At 36.9% G+C, this 14,261-nt stretch carries 12 protein-coding genes; 11 read left to right on the top strand and 1 reads right to left on the bottom strand.

The genetic code is table 11. The features are described from left to right. Positions 1-112 precede the first annotated feature (112 nt). The 4 genes from ACFCT9_RS06290 (at position 113) to ACFCT9_RS06275 (ending at position 3,203) form a co-directional block, all read left to right on the top strand. On the top strand, positions 113-1,666 hold the full coding sequence (locus tag ACFCT9_RS06290; RefSeq protein WP_412521552.1) for a BCCT family transporter: 1,554 nt from the start codon (positions 113-115) through the stop codon (positions 1,664-1,666). Between the two features lie 162 nt (positions 1,667-1,828). Continuing rightward, a complete protein-coding gene (gene amaP / locus ACFCT9_RS06285; protein WP_412521551.1) occupies positions 1,829-2,377 on the top strand; it encodes an alkaline shock response membrane anchor protein AmaP in 549 nt (182 codons plus the stop codon). A 14-nt stretch (positions 2,378-2,391) separates the two neighbouring features. After that, the gene (locus tag ACFCT9_RS06280; RefSeq protein WP_412521550.1) at positions 2,392-2,631 is read left to right on the top strand and encodes a DUF2273 domain-containing protein; all 240 of its coding nucleotides are present in this window, start codon (positions 2,392-2,394) and stop codon (positions 2,629-2,631) included. Between the two features lie 68 nt (positions 2,632-2,699). Continuing rightward, positions 2,700-3,203: an Asp23/Gls24 family envelope stress response protein gene (locus ACFCT9_RS06275; protein ID WP_412521549.1), complete on the top strand. Its 504-nt coding sequence runs from the start codon at positions 2,700-2,702 to the stop codon at positions 3,201-3,203. Between the two features lie 98 nt (positions 3,204-3,301). On the opposite strand, the gene ACFCT9_RS06270 is transcribed toward ACFCT9_RS06275, so the two are convergent. Further along, a complete protein-coding gene (locus ACFCT9_RS06270) occupies positions 3,302-5,269 on the bottom strand; it encodes an IucA/IucC family protein (protein WP_412521548.1) in 1,968 nt (655 codons plus the stop codon). Between the two features lie 107 nt (positions 5,270-5,376). On the opposite strand from ACFCT9_RS06270, the gene ACFCT9_RS06265 reads away from it, so the two are divergent. From ACFCT9_RS06265 to ACFCT9_RS06235, 7 genes are all read left to right on the top strand, one after another. Then, positions 5,377-6,555, top strand: coding sequence for an MFS transporter (locus tag ACFCT9_RS06265; RefSeq protein WP_412521547.1), 1,179 nt, complete (start codon positions 5,377-5,379; stop codon positions 6,553-6,555). Beyond that, positions 6,552-8,309, top strand: coding sequence for an IucA/IucC family protein (locus ACFCT9_RS06260; protein WP_412521546.1), 1,758 nt, complete (start codon positions 6,552-6,554; stop codon positions 8,307-8,309). The genes ACFCT9_RS06265 and ACFCT9_RS06260 overlap by 4 nt, the downstream gene beginning before the upstream one ends. Before the next feature lie 5 nt (positions 8,310-8,314). Beyond that, complete coding sequence (locus tag ACFCT9_RS06255) at positions 8,315-9,385, top strand: alanine racemase (protein WP_412521545.1); 1,071 nt, start codon at positions 8,315-8,317, stop codon at positions 9,383-9,385. A gap of 274 nt (positions 9,386-9,659) precedes the next feature. After that, entirely contained in the window at positions 9,660-10,649 is a 990-nt protein-coding gene (locus tag ACFCT9_RS06250; RefSeq protein WP_412521544.1) for an ABC transporter substrate-binding protein, read from the top strand. 31 nt (positions 10,650-10,680) lie between these two features. Further along, the gene (locus tag ACFCT9_RS06245; RefSeq protein WP_412521543.1) at positions 10,681-11,706 is read left to right on the top strand and encodes a FecCD family ABC transporter permease; all 1,026 of its coding nucleotides are present in this window, start codon (positions 10,681-10,683) and stop codon (positions 11,704-11,706) included. Continuing rightward, positions 11,703-12,665, top strand: coding sequence for a FecCD family ABC transporter permease (locus tag ACFCT9_RS06240; protein ID WP_412521542.1), 963 nt, complete (start codon positions 11,703-11,705; stop codon positions 12,663-12,665). Before ACFCT9_RS06245 ends, ACFCT9_RS06240 begins: the two co-directional genes overlap by 4 nt. 176 nt (positions 12,666-12,841) lie before the next feature. After that, entirely contained in the window at positions 12,842-14,212 is a 1,371-nt protein-coding gene (locus ACFCT9_RS06235; protein WP_412521541.1) for a YjiH family protein, read from the top strand. Positions 14,213-14,261 lie beyond the last annotated feature (49 nt).

Genomic DNA, 14,261 nt, shown 5'->3' with positions numbered 1-14,261 from the left:
TAAATTATATAATGATTAATCTTTAGTGAAGAAACAATTGTATAAACGGGATTGAAAAGCGTCGTAGCGGGTATTGACATGTTATCAACTAATTAGAAAGGGTTTAAGGGTTATGAAAGAGAAAAAGATGACCAAAGTGTTTTGGTTTGCGCTAGCCATTTGTACATTATTTGTAATCTATGGGGCGATATTTCCAAAACAACTTGAGACAGGGACACAACAGATTACAACCTTTATCGCTAAATACTTTACTTGGTATTATCTCATTCTATTGTTAGTGATATTGATTGTATGTATTTATTTACTCTTCTCACGCTATTCAAGTATTACATTAGGAGAAGAAGGGGAAGATCCAGAGTTTTCACTGCAATCATGGTTTGCGATGTTATTTAGTGCAGGTATGGGTATCGGGTTAGTCTTTTGGACAACAGCAGAACCGATTAGTCATGCATATACACAGACACCGATACATAAAGCTGGAACACAAGCAGCGATTGATGATGCGATGCAATTTGCGTTCTTTCATTGGGGCGTTCATGCATGGGCAGTGTACGGTATTGTGGCATTAGTATTTGCGTATTTCAGTTTCCATCGAGGTTATCCTGGTTTAGTCAGTGCAACCTTGGTGCCGTTACTTGGCGAAAAACGTATGAAAGGGCCATTAGGCGGCATGATTGATATCCTTGCGATTATTGCGACAGTCACAGGTGTCGCAGCAACACTTGGTTTTGGTGCGTTGCAAATTAACGAAGGCTTGAATTATTTGTTTAAAGTACCCTCTAACTTCGGCACGCAAGTGATCATTGTAATTGTGGCAACGATTTTATTTACATGGAGTGCATGGTCAGGTATCGATAAAGGGATTAAGACGTTAAGTAATATTAATATGATTTTAGCGTTCATCGTGTTAATCGTATTATTCGCAGTAGGACCAACACTATTTACATTAAATAATTTTACAAATTCTTTAGGTAATTATATTTTCAACTTCTTTGGGATGAGTTTACGTATTCCGCAAAATGGCGGAGAGAAATTCCAATGGATGCAAAACTGGACAGTATTCTATTGGGCATGGTGGATTTCATGGGCGCCATTCGTAGGTATCTTTATTGCCAGAGTTTCACGTGGGCGTACCATTAAAGAGTTTATTCTAGGTGTGTTATTTGTACCTGCATTAGTATGTTTCTTCTTCTTTGCTGTATTTGGTTCAGCAGCCATTTATTTACAGAAGAATGGCATTGCGGATATTGCGAAAGAAGCAACAGAAACAGCAACGTTTGCGACCTTGCAGCATTATCCGCTGGGCTTCTTATTAAGTTTAGTGTCATTAGCTGTCATTATGATTTTCTTCGTCACATCCGCAGACTCAGCAACCTACGTCTTAGGAATGTTGAGTGCGAAAGGCAGTATTAACCCAGCTTCAGCCATTAAAGTGTCATGGGGTGTGATTTTAGCACTCTTTGCATTAATTATGATCTATACTGGTGGAACACAAGCGATTCAAAACTTATTGATTATCGCAGCACTGCCATTCTCGGTTGTCATTATATTAATGATGTGGTCCTTGTTTAGAGCGTTAAGTGAAGAGAAGCCGCGCTATCAACAACCGAGATATAAATACAAAGAAGTGCTCTCAAAGAAAAGTAACAGAGAAACAAATGAATAAGCGTTGAATTTAACGAAAGCATGGATTGCTATAGAAGTAATATATAGTAAATCTATGCTTTTGTTTTTTGCAATGTAATTTACTGTGTTTTTTAATAAGAGAGTCAGGGTATAAAAAGACTAACAATATTGTTATTACATGGATATGAGGAGGTGCAGCACCGTGAGAAGATTGAAGAATTTCATCTTAGGGTTGATCATTGTGGTCGTTGTCGGAATGTTAGTGTTTATGCTCGCTAAAGTGCCGCAAATTCCACAGGTAGAAACTTACCAACAACAATTGCTGACATTTGCATGGTTCTTACCAGTACTCTTTACTTTGGCTGGACTATTAATCTTGTTAGGTTTTATTTTGGTATTCAGTTTGTTTGCGCCGACACATCGCAAACCAGGGCTTTATAAATTTTATAAAGATGGTCATATTTACATTTCAAGAAAATCAATTGAGAAAGTTGTTTATGATACGATGGCGCAATATGAACAGTTAATGCAGCCGAATGTTGTGACGAAGTGCTACAGTAAAAAGAAAAAATCGTACATAGATGTAAAGGCGGATTTCTTTTTACCAGATGACACACATGCACGAACTTTAACAGAAAATGTCAGATCAGATATTAAGAAAAACGTTGAATATTTCACAGAAATCCCTGTCAGAAAGTTAGAGGTTAATGTGAAAGATCAGAAAAGTCCATCAAGTCCAAGAGTACTATAAAGGAGGGAAACCAGATGCCAAACGAAAATAATCAACAACCAAATGATTCAACACAACACGTGGTGAATTTTATTAAAAGTTATATGGGTAGAATTATCGGCTTTTTAGTGTTTTTAATCATCGCAATTTTATTCCTGACACTCGGCTTTTGGAAAACCATCCTGATTATCGTGTTGTGTTTGATTGGAATAGGAATTGGGTATATTAAAGACCGTAAGCAACAATTTCTTAACTTTTTAAATCGGTGGAGTTAATTTATAATTTAATGATTAGTTTAAGGGTATAGACATAAGTAATATTTTAATGTAAAGGAGAATGTGCTATGGCAGTAGATAATACAAAAGCAAAACAAGCATATGATCAAGAAACAGGAGTTAATAAAGTGGAGCAGCAACAACAAGAAAACCAACAAAATCAACAACCTAAATTCCAAAATAAATTAACATTTTCAGATGAAGTGATTGAAAAAATCTCTGGTATTGCTGCACGTGAAGTTAACGGTATTTTATCTTTAAAAGGGAACTTTGTTGATAGCATCAGTAATCAATTCTCTAGCAATGAAAATGTAACACAAGGTGTTTCAGTAGAAGTTGGCGAAAAACAAACTGCAGTAGATTTAAAAGTTATTTTAGAATATGGTGAATCAGCACCAAAAATCTTTAACAAAGTGACAGATTTAATTAAAGAACAAGTGAAATATATGACTGGTCTTCAAGTTGTAGAAGTTAACATGCGTGTTGAAGATGTCATGACACGTAAAGAGTTTGAACAAAAACAAAAAAATAATCAAGAGCAACAAAAGAACCAAGATAAAGGTCTGCAATAATTCATTGATATATCTTGATTAACTATCATAAATAGGAAAGAGGACGGATTTGAAGTTTTTTACTTCAAAATACCGTCCTCTTTTTAATATGTCTCTATTTATTCAGCAGCTAAAGGATTTTCAACTTTAACATACGTATATTCATGTGCTTCATCTTCTAAACGCATGGTAGTCACACACTTATAATCAATGGTATTCGCAAAGAATGTGCGTTTGATATCAGTTAAACGCTCATGATCAATCGCATGATCTGCTTGCATTTGTATGAATTTCTTTTGTGTAATCTGTTTAACATGGTGCCATAGTGTATTTTCTGTTAATACACTGTCTTGTGAATGTTGGGCAATCGTTAAAATCAATTCACCAAGATGGTTCTGTATCGTTGAATAAAACGCTTTGTTAAAGACAGAAGCGGATTTACTTGTTAAGATACGTGATTTTTCATGGAAGTGTTTGGTTGAATAGCCGCTATCATTTAATTGCTGTTCATCAATACGTAAACCTTCATAATCACGAATAAACATATGATTTAAACTGCCATCTTGATTGAATGATGCCACCGCATTTTGTAAATGTGCTTCTAATGCGATGCCGTATTTGACCATTAACGGAATAACGATATCAACAAGTGCTTGTGCATACTCAGCAAGCCAAGCTTCTGAGGCAGCTTCAAATGTTTCGATTTGTTTTGCATCTTGATAGTGTTCAATTAATGAATTGATGACCGCTATCTCATTATGAGGATTATCCGCTACTAAACTTGATGGAATGATATTAATGGTCTCAGGTGCTGTTAAATGATAGACATTTTCTCTTAAGAGTGAACCAAGTTGTTCGCTGCGTTCTGTTTGATAGTCTCCTTGATCTTGTTTGTTATAGAAATGAATACCGGCAAGTTCAGGGATGCCAGAAGCATGGATACTTTTAAATAAAGGATCATGGTCTAGAATTTGGTTAACAATGCGTGTCACGAGCGGACCGTTAAACGTCGTTTGTTCTGACAGCGTACGAATTTCACCAGTAATGTGCACATTCGTTGAAAGTTTGACATGCGGTGTTGTGTTTGGCCACTTCGGCATCAATGTTCTAAACGATAGTCCAGCATAATAAGACATTTCATACGGAATCGTCACGATTTGTCCTGCATCAAGTTCTGATTCATAGTCTCGTTGTAAGATATCGTCATATTGCCATGGATGCAGCACGACAATACTGTAATGATTCTGTTCACCTGAAGGAATTGCTTGGTTAAAGGCTTGTTCTAATCCTTCGAAGTTGTTAAAGAGCGTTTCATTATATGTATGCTCAAGTGTTTGTGTGCGGACGAGATCATTGTGTACGGCAATCCATTTTAACGCAATAGGGTGTTGGAACTCAGATGAATATTGGATGTTTTCTTCTGAGGTTAATCCCTTGCGTAATTTAGCTCCGGGATGAAGCGGGTGGCCTTCAATGACAGCTTGCTCTGAACGTAAATAACTATCAGATGCTTGCGCAATGATATCGTACATGGGACGCGTATCATCTTTTAGTGTGATGTGTTGGTAGCTGAGTGCGAGTGCCATATTCGCTGAACTATTCATCATATCATCACTGAATTGTTTACTCGCAGGGCCTTGAAATTTAGGGGCTTCTGTTAAGATGACTTCTAATACTTCTTCAGGATGCATAATACGTCTAGCTGTTTTAGGCTGATCTATTTCTGTAAAATAAAACGGGCCATCCATATCAATGCGATCAAAAGCATGAAAGCCTGAAATTGGGGCATAAAGTGTACGCTTTGATGTCGGCCAATCCATTTTCATCACTTTTCCTGTTTTCGATGTTAACGCAAATGGTAATTCTGCAGCAGGAATAATTTGTGCTTGTCTGCCTTGATTGACCATGTTTTCTCGATAAATTGAAACGACCAGACGTTTCGTGATCAAGTCTCTTGCAGTTAGTAAAATTGCTTTAAATTGCTCAGCCCATTTTGGATGGGATGCAGATAGGTAATCATAAGCTGATTGTTCCTCTGCTGTAAGCTTTAAAGGTTGTTCATTTATCTGTTGTAATTTATTTTCCATAATACACCTCTTATTTAATCATTTTACAAAACAACTAAAGATTTGTATAATCCATCATATCGGTAATGATAATCATTATCAATTAAAAAGACAGGTGGAATCTTCAAATGGCTAAATATTTTTTTCCAAGTTCATTCCTACTGTTTTTGGGGAATTGGATTGGACAAATCGCATTAAATTGGTATGTATACGAGCAATACCATAATGCATTTTATTTAGGATTAGTGAATTTCGTAAGACTGATACCCATTTTATTTTTAAGTATCTGGGCAGGGGCTTTAGCTGATAAATTCGATCGAGGGAGATTAATTCGAATTACTGTCACAGGTTCTACAACTTTAACTGCAATCTTATGTTTGCTGAGTTTCGAATTCAGGGAATTACCCATATATATTATTTTGATTTATGCATGTTTAAGGGGCATACTTAATGCTGTAGAGACACCTGTCAGACAGGCGATTTTGCCTGATTTGTCTGATAGACTTAGTACAGTCAAAGCAGTGTCATACCATTCGTTTATCATTAATATTTGTCGCTCAATTGGACCTGCAATCGCAGGCGGCATTATTGCAGTATTAAATGTGAAATATGCATTCTTAGCACAAACATCCGTTTACATAGGTGCTTTGCTTTTATGCTTGCCGCTTCATTTTAAAGTCGCTTCAACTTCAGATGAAGAAGGGGAAGCACGCTTTTCAATGTCAGTCGTCAAAGATTATTTTAAAACGCATGGACAAGGACTCAATATCTTTATTACGTCATTGTTGATTATGGCCACAGGCTTCTCATATACCACTTTATTACCGGTATTAACCAGCTTGAACTTTCCAGGTCAAGCTTCAGTCTTCGGCATCGCAATGACCTTTAGCGCAATCGGCGGGATTACCGCAACATTGATCCTGCCGCAACTGTTGAAAATATTTTATTCAATTAATGTATATTATTTAAGTTCAATCCTGTTCGGTATCGCATTACTTATGGTAGTCATGCCGAATTCAATACTGTTGTTTGTATGTATCTTTTTCATTGGTTTATTCAGCCAATGTGCACGAACAACGAATCGTGTATACTTTCAGACACACATTGAAGCCGAAAGAAGAGGCAGAATTTTAAGTATTGTCATGATGGATCGCGGCATGATTCCCTTAGGTGCAGTGATTATGAGTGCATTAACTGAACTCATCGGTATTGTACCAACTTTTATTACCATGGGACTTAGTACTTTAATTATTGCGGCGCTCTTTTATGGGGTGAAAGAACTGAAGAATAGAGGAAGTGTAATATGAGACAAACAACATTACAACAAGCAGATATGAATATGCAGCATCGCGTGTTCAACGCCATGATTAAAGAGCATATTTTTAACGAAGGGACTCGTGTGACTAAACAAAATCATCGTTTAGAAGTCCAATTTCAAGGCAAAGTATTGTCAGTTAGAATCAACGGTATATATGCTTTTGAACGCTTTCAAATGGAAGGCCCACTAGCATTCCAAGTGGGTGACAAAAAGCAAGCAGTCGCTTCTTTAGAACAGCTGATTGAAATTTTAGAGCAAGCGTTTGAAGTCGCATTCCCGACACGTTTAAAACAAGAGTTGATTCATAGCCGACGCGGCTTTGATTTAACATATGCACAACTGGAAAAACGACATCAGCTCATTCACGATAGCATGAAATTTTCTAGAATGCCGGTCAGTTTGAATTATTTTGCTTGGATGTCGCATATGACCGCATTAGGTGAAATGGATGATTTATTATACTCAGAGAGTTTAGTGGTCGAGGGTCATCCGACGCATCCGTTATCTAAAACCAAATTGCCTTTAACGAATGAAGAAGTGAAGCGTTATGCCCCTGAGTTTGAACAAATCATTCCCTTAAAAGTCATGCTGCTTAGAAAAGAAGATGCGGTTACGACAAGTGCCTCTTCAGATCCTGAATTTATGTTAAATGAAGTGTTAAAAGAGCACAAAGCACAATTAAAAGATTATGCCAAAGCACTGGGCTATCAAATTGAAGATTTTGAAATTGTCATTATCCATCCATGGCAATATGAACATATGATTTTAGAACAATTCAAAACTTGGATACAGCAACAACGTTTGATACCGACACCCGTCACTTTAAAATCAAAAGCGACGTTATCGTTTAGAACCATGGCGTTATTAGAAAGTCCTTATCATATTAAATTGCCAGTTCAAGTCCAAGCAACTAGCGCAATTCGTACAGTTTCATCTGTAACGACAGTCGATGGTCCGAAGTTAAGTTATGAGCTGCAAGATATGTTAAATGTCTTTCCTCAATTGAAAGTAGCGAGAGAACCGTTTGGTTTGCATGCGGCAATTGAACCAGATCAAGCTAGACAGTTAGCATACATCGTCAGAGAACGCCCAATGATTGATGGAGAGGGTGTGGCGGTTGTAACCGCAAGTTTAGTGAATCGAAATCCAGTGGATGATATGAAAGTAGTGGACAGTTATTTAGAATGGGTCGACCGAGAAGTCTCACCCCAATCAATTAAACACTTTATCACAGTTTATGCGCATACGTTGATTCCACCACTCATTGCTTATATACAAGAATATGGCATTGCGCTAGAAGCACATATGCAAAATACAATTGTAAAACTAGGCAAAGATTATAAGATGGCATTTATGGTCAGAGATTTAGGCGGTTCACGCATTGATTTAGAAACGATGAAAGAGAAAATACCGAATGTCAAAGTTGAGAATGACAGTTTGATTGCGGAAGATATTGAAGCGGTGATTGCCAAGTTCCAACATGCGGTTATTCAAAATCAAATGGGTGAATTGATATATCACTTAAGTCAGCATGAAGGTGTATGTGAACAAACATTATTCGACATTGTACGAGACGTTACACGCCATGCGATTGACCCAAACAAACCCCATGCAGAAGTATTGAATCAAATCCTGTTTGGACCAACGATTACTGTGAAATCGTTATTAAGAATGCGCATGGAAGGTAAAGTTAAGAAGTATGTGAATATAATATTAGATAATCCGTTAAAAGAAGGAGAGTGAACCGCATGGCTTATGTAGAAATAGATTTAGCCAAAATCCAATTCAATGCATTGATGCTGAAAGAAAAATTGGCACAAAGAAATTTAGAAATGATGCCAGTGATTAAATGTATCGCTGGAGATAAGTTGATTGTTGAAGCGTTGAAAACGCTAGGCTTTGATCAAATGGGCGATGCACGTATGGTCAATATTGACCAAATTCATGATGGTGCACTCTCTTATATGCTGATACGTACGCCTAACCGCAGTGAACTTGAAGATTGTATCGAGAAAACAGAAGTGAGTATACAAACGGATCTTGAAACGATTCGATTATTAAATGAGACCGCACAATCGATGGGCAAAAAGCATAAAATTCTATTAATGGTCGATTGGAAAGACAGCAGAGAAGGTGTCTTGGCGTATGATGTCGCACAGTACATAGAAGAAATCATGTACATGTCTCATATCTGTCTGGCAGGACTCGCTTTTAACTTTATGTGCTTTTTAGATATTCCGCCGACTGAAGAAGATATTTTACGTATTAATCAATTTGTGCAAACCATTGAAAAAGAAACAGGCTATACGTTGAAAATGATTTCTGGTGGCAACTCAAGTGCATTACCGTTGCTTGATTATTGTACTTTCGGCCGAATTAATCATTTGAGAATCGGCGAATCGTTGTTTCGAGGTATCAGTACGGTGGATCAAAAACCAATAAATTATCTTTACCAAAATGCGATTACTTTAAAAGCAGAAATTATAGAGATTAAACCAAGAATTGATATGAAACACGACCGTTCTTATTTACAAGCAATTTTAGACATTGGACATATCGATACCGTGATAGATGACATTACTCCTTTAAATGATCAAGTGAAAGTGATGGGGGCGACGAGTGATCATCTTATGATTGATTTACAAAATACCGATTACTATCAAACAGGAGATATTATAGAATTTACATTAGGTTATAATGCCTTAGCCCAAAGTATGTATCAAAAGACACTTAAACATGTATATATCAGAGATGCAGGTGTACAGATTTTAGTAGATCACTTTAAAGTGAATTATGACCACGTACAAATTAATCCCTAATATAGCACAACAAAATATTGACAATATTGTAAACCGGACAAATTTTGTTCGGTTTTTTGTGTTTAAATGAAAAAACGTTGTTGACATTGAGAATCGTTATCAATAGAATAAAAAGTAAGATGATTGAACGAGCGATAAATGGGATATATCTAATATGGATGATTATTCTAATCATCATACATAACTTGGCAAGATTAAAACGTCAAAGTTGACCGACAAGCTACATTTCATTTGTTGCCTCAAAGAGCATCTAACTATTTGAAGGAGTGGAAGCATGAATAAATTAAAGTTTCTTAGTATTCTTATGTTAGTACTTGCTTTGACTGTCGTTGCGGCATGTGGCAATAACAGCAAAGATAGTTCAAAAGAATCTGATAGTAAATCTTCAGAAGATACTATCGCAGTAAAAAATGAAGCCGGCACAACGAAAGTGAAAAAAGATGCAAAACGTGTCGTAGCTTTAGAATATTCATTCGTGGATGCTTTAGCAGCATTAGATGTAAAACCTGTAGGGGTAGCGGATGACAATAAAAAAGACCGTATTATCAAACCAATCCGTGAGAAAATTGGTGACTATGAATCAGTAGGTACACGTAAACAGCCTAACTTAGAAGTGATCAGTAAAGAAAAACCTGACTTGATTATTGCGGATGCGCAACGTCATAAAGGTATTTATAAAGAATTAAACAAAATTGCACCAACCATCTTATTACCAAGCTTCGATGGTGATTACGATGCCAACATCGAATCATTCAAAACAATTGCGAAAGCCTTGAATAAAGAAAAAGAAGGCGAAAAACGTTTAGACGAACATAACAAGAAAATGGATCAATACGCTAAAGACATTACTTTAGATAAAAAATTATCTGCGATGCCAGCAGTATTAACTAAAACTGATGTAATGGCACACTCAGATAAATCATATGTCGGTCAAGTATTCCATCAATTAGGATTTAAAGAAGCATTAAACAAAGACATCTCTAAAGATTTACCTAAATACTTAGATGGTCCATACTTGAAAATGAGCACGGAACAAATTGCGAAAGTAAATCCAAAACAAATGTTCATCATGATTGATGAAAAAGACAAACCATTATTAGAGAAACAACAAAATGACAAAGTATGGCAAACAATTGATGCGGTCAAACATAAACGCGTTTACACAGTAGATCGCAGTACTTGGTCTCGTTCTCGTGGTTTAATTTCATCAGAAGAAATTGCGAAAGAATTAGTAGAACTATCTAAAGAACAAAACAACAAATAAGCGATTAAGATGATTAGAAGGGTGAAGGGCTATGACAAACCAATCTAGCCACAGCCTGATTGAAAAGAAGCAAAGAAAACGCACCACACTCCTTTTTATTGGGAGTGTGTGCTTTCTTTTTATCGTGATGTATTTCAATTTGACTGTCGGCACAACACATATGAAGTTTAAAGATATTGCAGATTATTTAATTTGGCATCATGACACGAAAAATACATTTATTATACATAATATCCGTATGCCTAGAATGGCAGGCGGGCTGTTGATTGGTGCAGCTTTAGCAGTTGCTGGTTTATTTATGCAGGCTATGACACGTAATCCATTGGCATCACCGCAAATTTTCGGTGTGAATGCGGGCGCCTCATTTATCATTGTTGTGATTACTGTTATCTTCCCAGCACTGACTTCTATTTCGACATTGCTTGCGTTTATTGGTGCTTTAATTGGCGGCAGTATTGTTTATATGTTGTCTGATTCAACCAAAGGAATGACACCGGTCAAATTAGCATTAGCAGGTATGACGGTTCATTTATTCTTTACAAGTTTAACGCAAGGGATCATTTTGCTGAATGAAGATTCGACAACAACTGTTTATTTCTGGTTAGTCGGTACACTGTCAACGCTGAAGTGGGGCGATGTATTATCGATTACGCCATGGATTATCGGTGCGTTTATAGGTGCGTTATTTATGGCACGTCAAATTTCAGTGTTAGAACTTGGCGATGAATTAGCAAGAGGTTTAGGACAAAATATTAAATTAACACGTGCTTTACTTGGTGTGTTAGTGGTTATTCTAGCAGGTGCTTCAGTTTCGATTGCAGGGCCAATCGGATTTATCGGTTTGATTGTGCCGCATATTGTGAAGTACTATACGGCACATAATTATTTTGTGATTATCCCGTTAACAATGATTTTCGGTGCGGCCATCCTATTATTGTCAGATGTGATCAGCCGTTTAATCGCATTCCCATTTGAAACACCAGTCGGCATTGTGACATCCTTTGTCGGCGCATTATACTTCTTAGGCTTAACATTGAGAGGAGTGAAACGCGTATGACAAGACATTTAGGACGTAAATATTTGATTGTTATCGCGCTATTGATTGTTGTTTCTATCTTCTCATTATGTGTCGGAGCAGTATTTGTTAATCCGCTTCAAGCTGTCAAAGGTTTACTTATGCAAGATGACTTTATCATCAATGAATATCGGGAACCTAGACTTTATGTCGGCTTGCTTGTCGGCAGCAGTTTAGCGATTTCTGGTGCAGTGATTCAAGGGGTGGTGCGTAACCCATTAGCGTCACCAGATGTTATCGGGATTACCAAAGGTGCAAGCCTTGCGGCTGTCGCTGTATTGATACTCTTCCCGAAAGCACCAATTTATGTGTTGCCAGTCGCTTCATTTATTGGCGCTTTAGTCATTAGTTTATTATTATCTTACTTAATTGCACGTAAAGAAGTACAAGGTTCAAACTTAGCATTAATCGGTTTGGCCATTGGTGCAATCTGTATGGCGATTGTGCAGTACTTATTGATTCGTTTCCCATTAGAAGCGAACTTAGCTTTAGTATGGTTAACAGGTAGTTTATTCGGACGTTCAATGGAACACGTCATTTCCATTTTACCTTGGTTCATTGTGACCGTACCGCTTATTCTATTCTTCGCACAACGCTTAGACATTATTCATTTAGGCGATCAAGTTGCGACAGCACTTGGTACAAGAGTACGTACTGTTAAAATGGTGATGTTGATATTAGCAGTTATGCTTGCTGGTTCTTCCATTGCGGTCGTCGGCGGTTTAAGTTTCTTAGGCTTAATTGCACCGCATATTGCCCGCTCTATTGTTGGACATAAACATATTCATATTATTATGATGTCTGGTTTAGTCGGTGCGATTTTAATTATCGTCAGTGATACACTCGCACGTGGTATTCATCCGCCGTTAGATATTCCAGTCGGCGTTATTATCGCCATAGTGGGTGCACCTTACTTTATATATGTTTTACGCAAAATGTAATAGGGAAATAAAAAACTGTCTCTTAATAAATAGGAGGCAGTTTTTTTATGGGGAAAGTTGGGTGTCATAGAATTTGAAGTTGTTAAATTTATACAAATTTATGTATAAGTATAAAAATTCTTGTTGCTTAACCATTGCAATATGCTTATAATGTATTGTAATGAGAGGGAGAGATTATGGAAAAATATACAAAATCAGAAATCTTCAAGGGACGTTTGAAGTTCATTATCATGTCCTTAATCGGTATCATGTTATTCTTAGTACCGGTGCCTGTGACACAAGACGGAAAGCAACAAACGACATTAATGGTAGCATTTTTAGCAAGTTGGCTGAAGGACGTATTAGGTCCTGCAATGCCGTATTTAATTTTAATCGTTATCACGATTTCAGGTATTTTAACTTTATGTTGTTCTACTTTTTTAAAGAAACGATTAAAGCCAGAAAGTTTATGGAATAAAACGTTTAATGTGACACCGATTTGGCTGGTTGTCAGATTATTAGCGGTAGTATTTGCATGGATGACATTTTTACATATTGGGACAAAAGTGATTTATTCAGACGATACTGGAAATCTTATTTTTTCTAGTTTATTACCGACGTTATTCTCAGTGTTCTTCTTTGCGGCACTTTTCTTACCTTTACTGATGGAATTTGGTTTATTAGAAATGTTAGGACCAATCTTCAGACCAGTGATGCGACCACTCTTTACTTTACCTGGTCGTTCGACTGTAGATAACCTGGCATCATTTATCGGTGACGGTACAGTGGGGGTTATCATTACAAGTAAACAATATGATCAAGGCTTTTATTCTAGACGTGAGGCGACAGTGATTTCTACAACATTCAGTGTTGTTTCATTAACATTTGCGATTGTAGTGGCAGAGACAGTCGGCATGCAAAATCATTTCTTTTATTTCTATTTAACAGTCATTGTCTCTTGTTTAGTTGCAGCAGTGATTATGCCTAGAATTTGGCCGTTACGCAGTGTACCGGATGAGTACGCAGTAGAAAATAGTGAGTATGCGAAAGATGAATCAAAACCTGAAGGTGTTTCAGCATTTAAACACGGGTTTAATCTTGCGACTGAAAAAGGGATTAAATCTCCAGGTATTTTACAATTCTTTAAATCAGGCCTAGTAACGGTTGCTGATATGTGGTTTGCGATTTTACCTGTTGTTATGGCAATCGGGACAATTGCGACAATCATCGCAACGTATACACCAGTCTTTGAAATTATCGGTAAACCTTTTGTGCCGTTGTTAGAACTCTTACACATTCCAGAAGCACAACGTGCATCTGAAACGATGTTAATCGGATTCGCGGATATGTTTTTACCTTCAATTTTAATTGATGGTGTGAAGAGTCATATTACATTATTTGTGGTAGGTGCTTTGAGTATCTCACAATTAATCTATTTATCAGAAGTCGGTGGGGTTATCTTAGGTTCTAAGATTCCTGTCAGCGTATGGAAATTATTTGTGATTTTCTTATTAAGAACTATCATTGTTTTACCAATTATTGCCGCTATGGCACATTTATATTTCTAAATAATAAAGCTGAGTCAGCAGTGATACTGCAAGACTCAGCTTTTTCGTG

The sequence above is a fragment of the Staphylococcus simulans genome (assembly GCF_047037175.1).
Taxonomy (GTDB): Bacteria; Bacillota; Bacilli; order Staphylococcales; family Staphylococcaceae; genus Staphylococcus; species Staphylococcus simulans_C.
The sequence above is the reverse complement of the archived record's forward strand: the minus strand, read 5'-3'. Positions and strand labels throughout refer to the sequence as shown.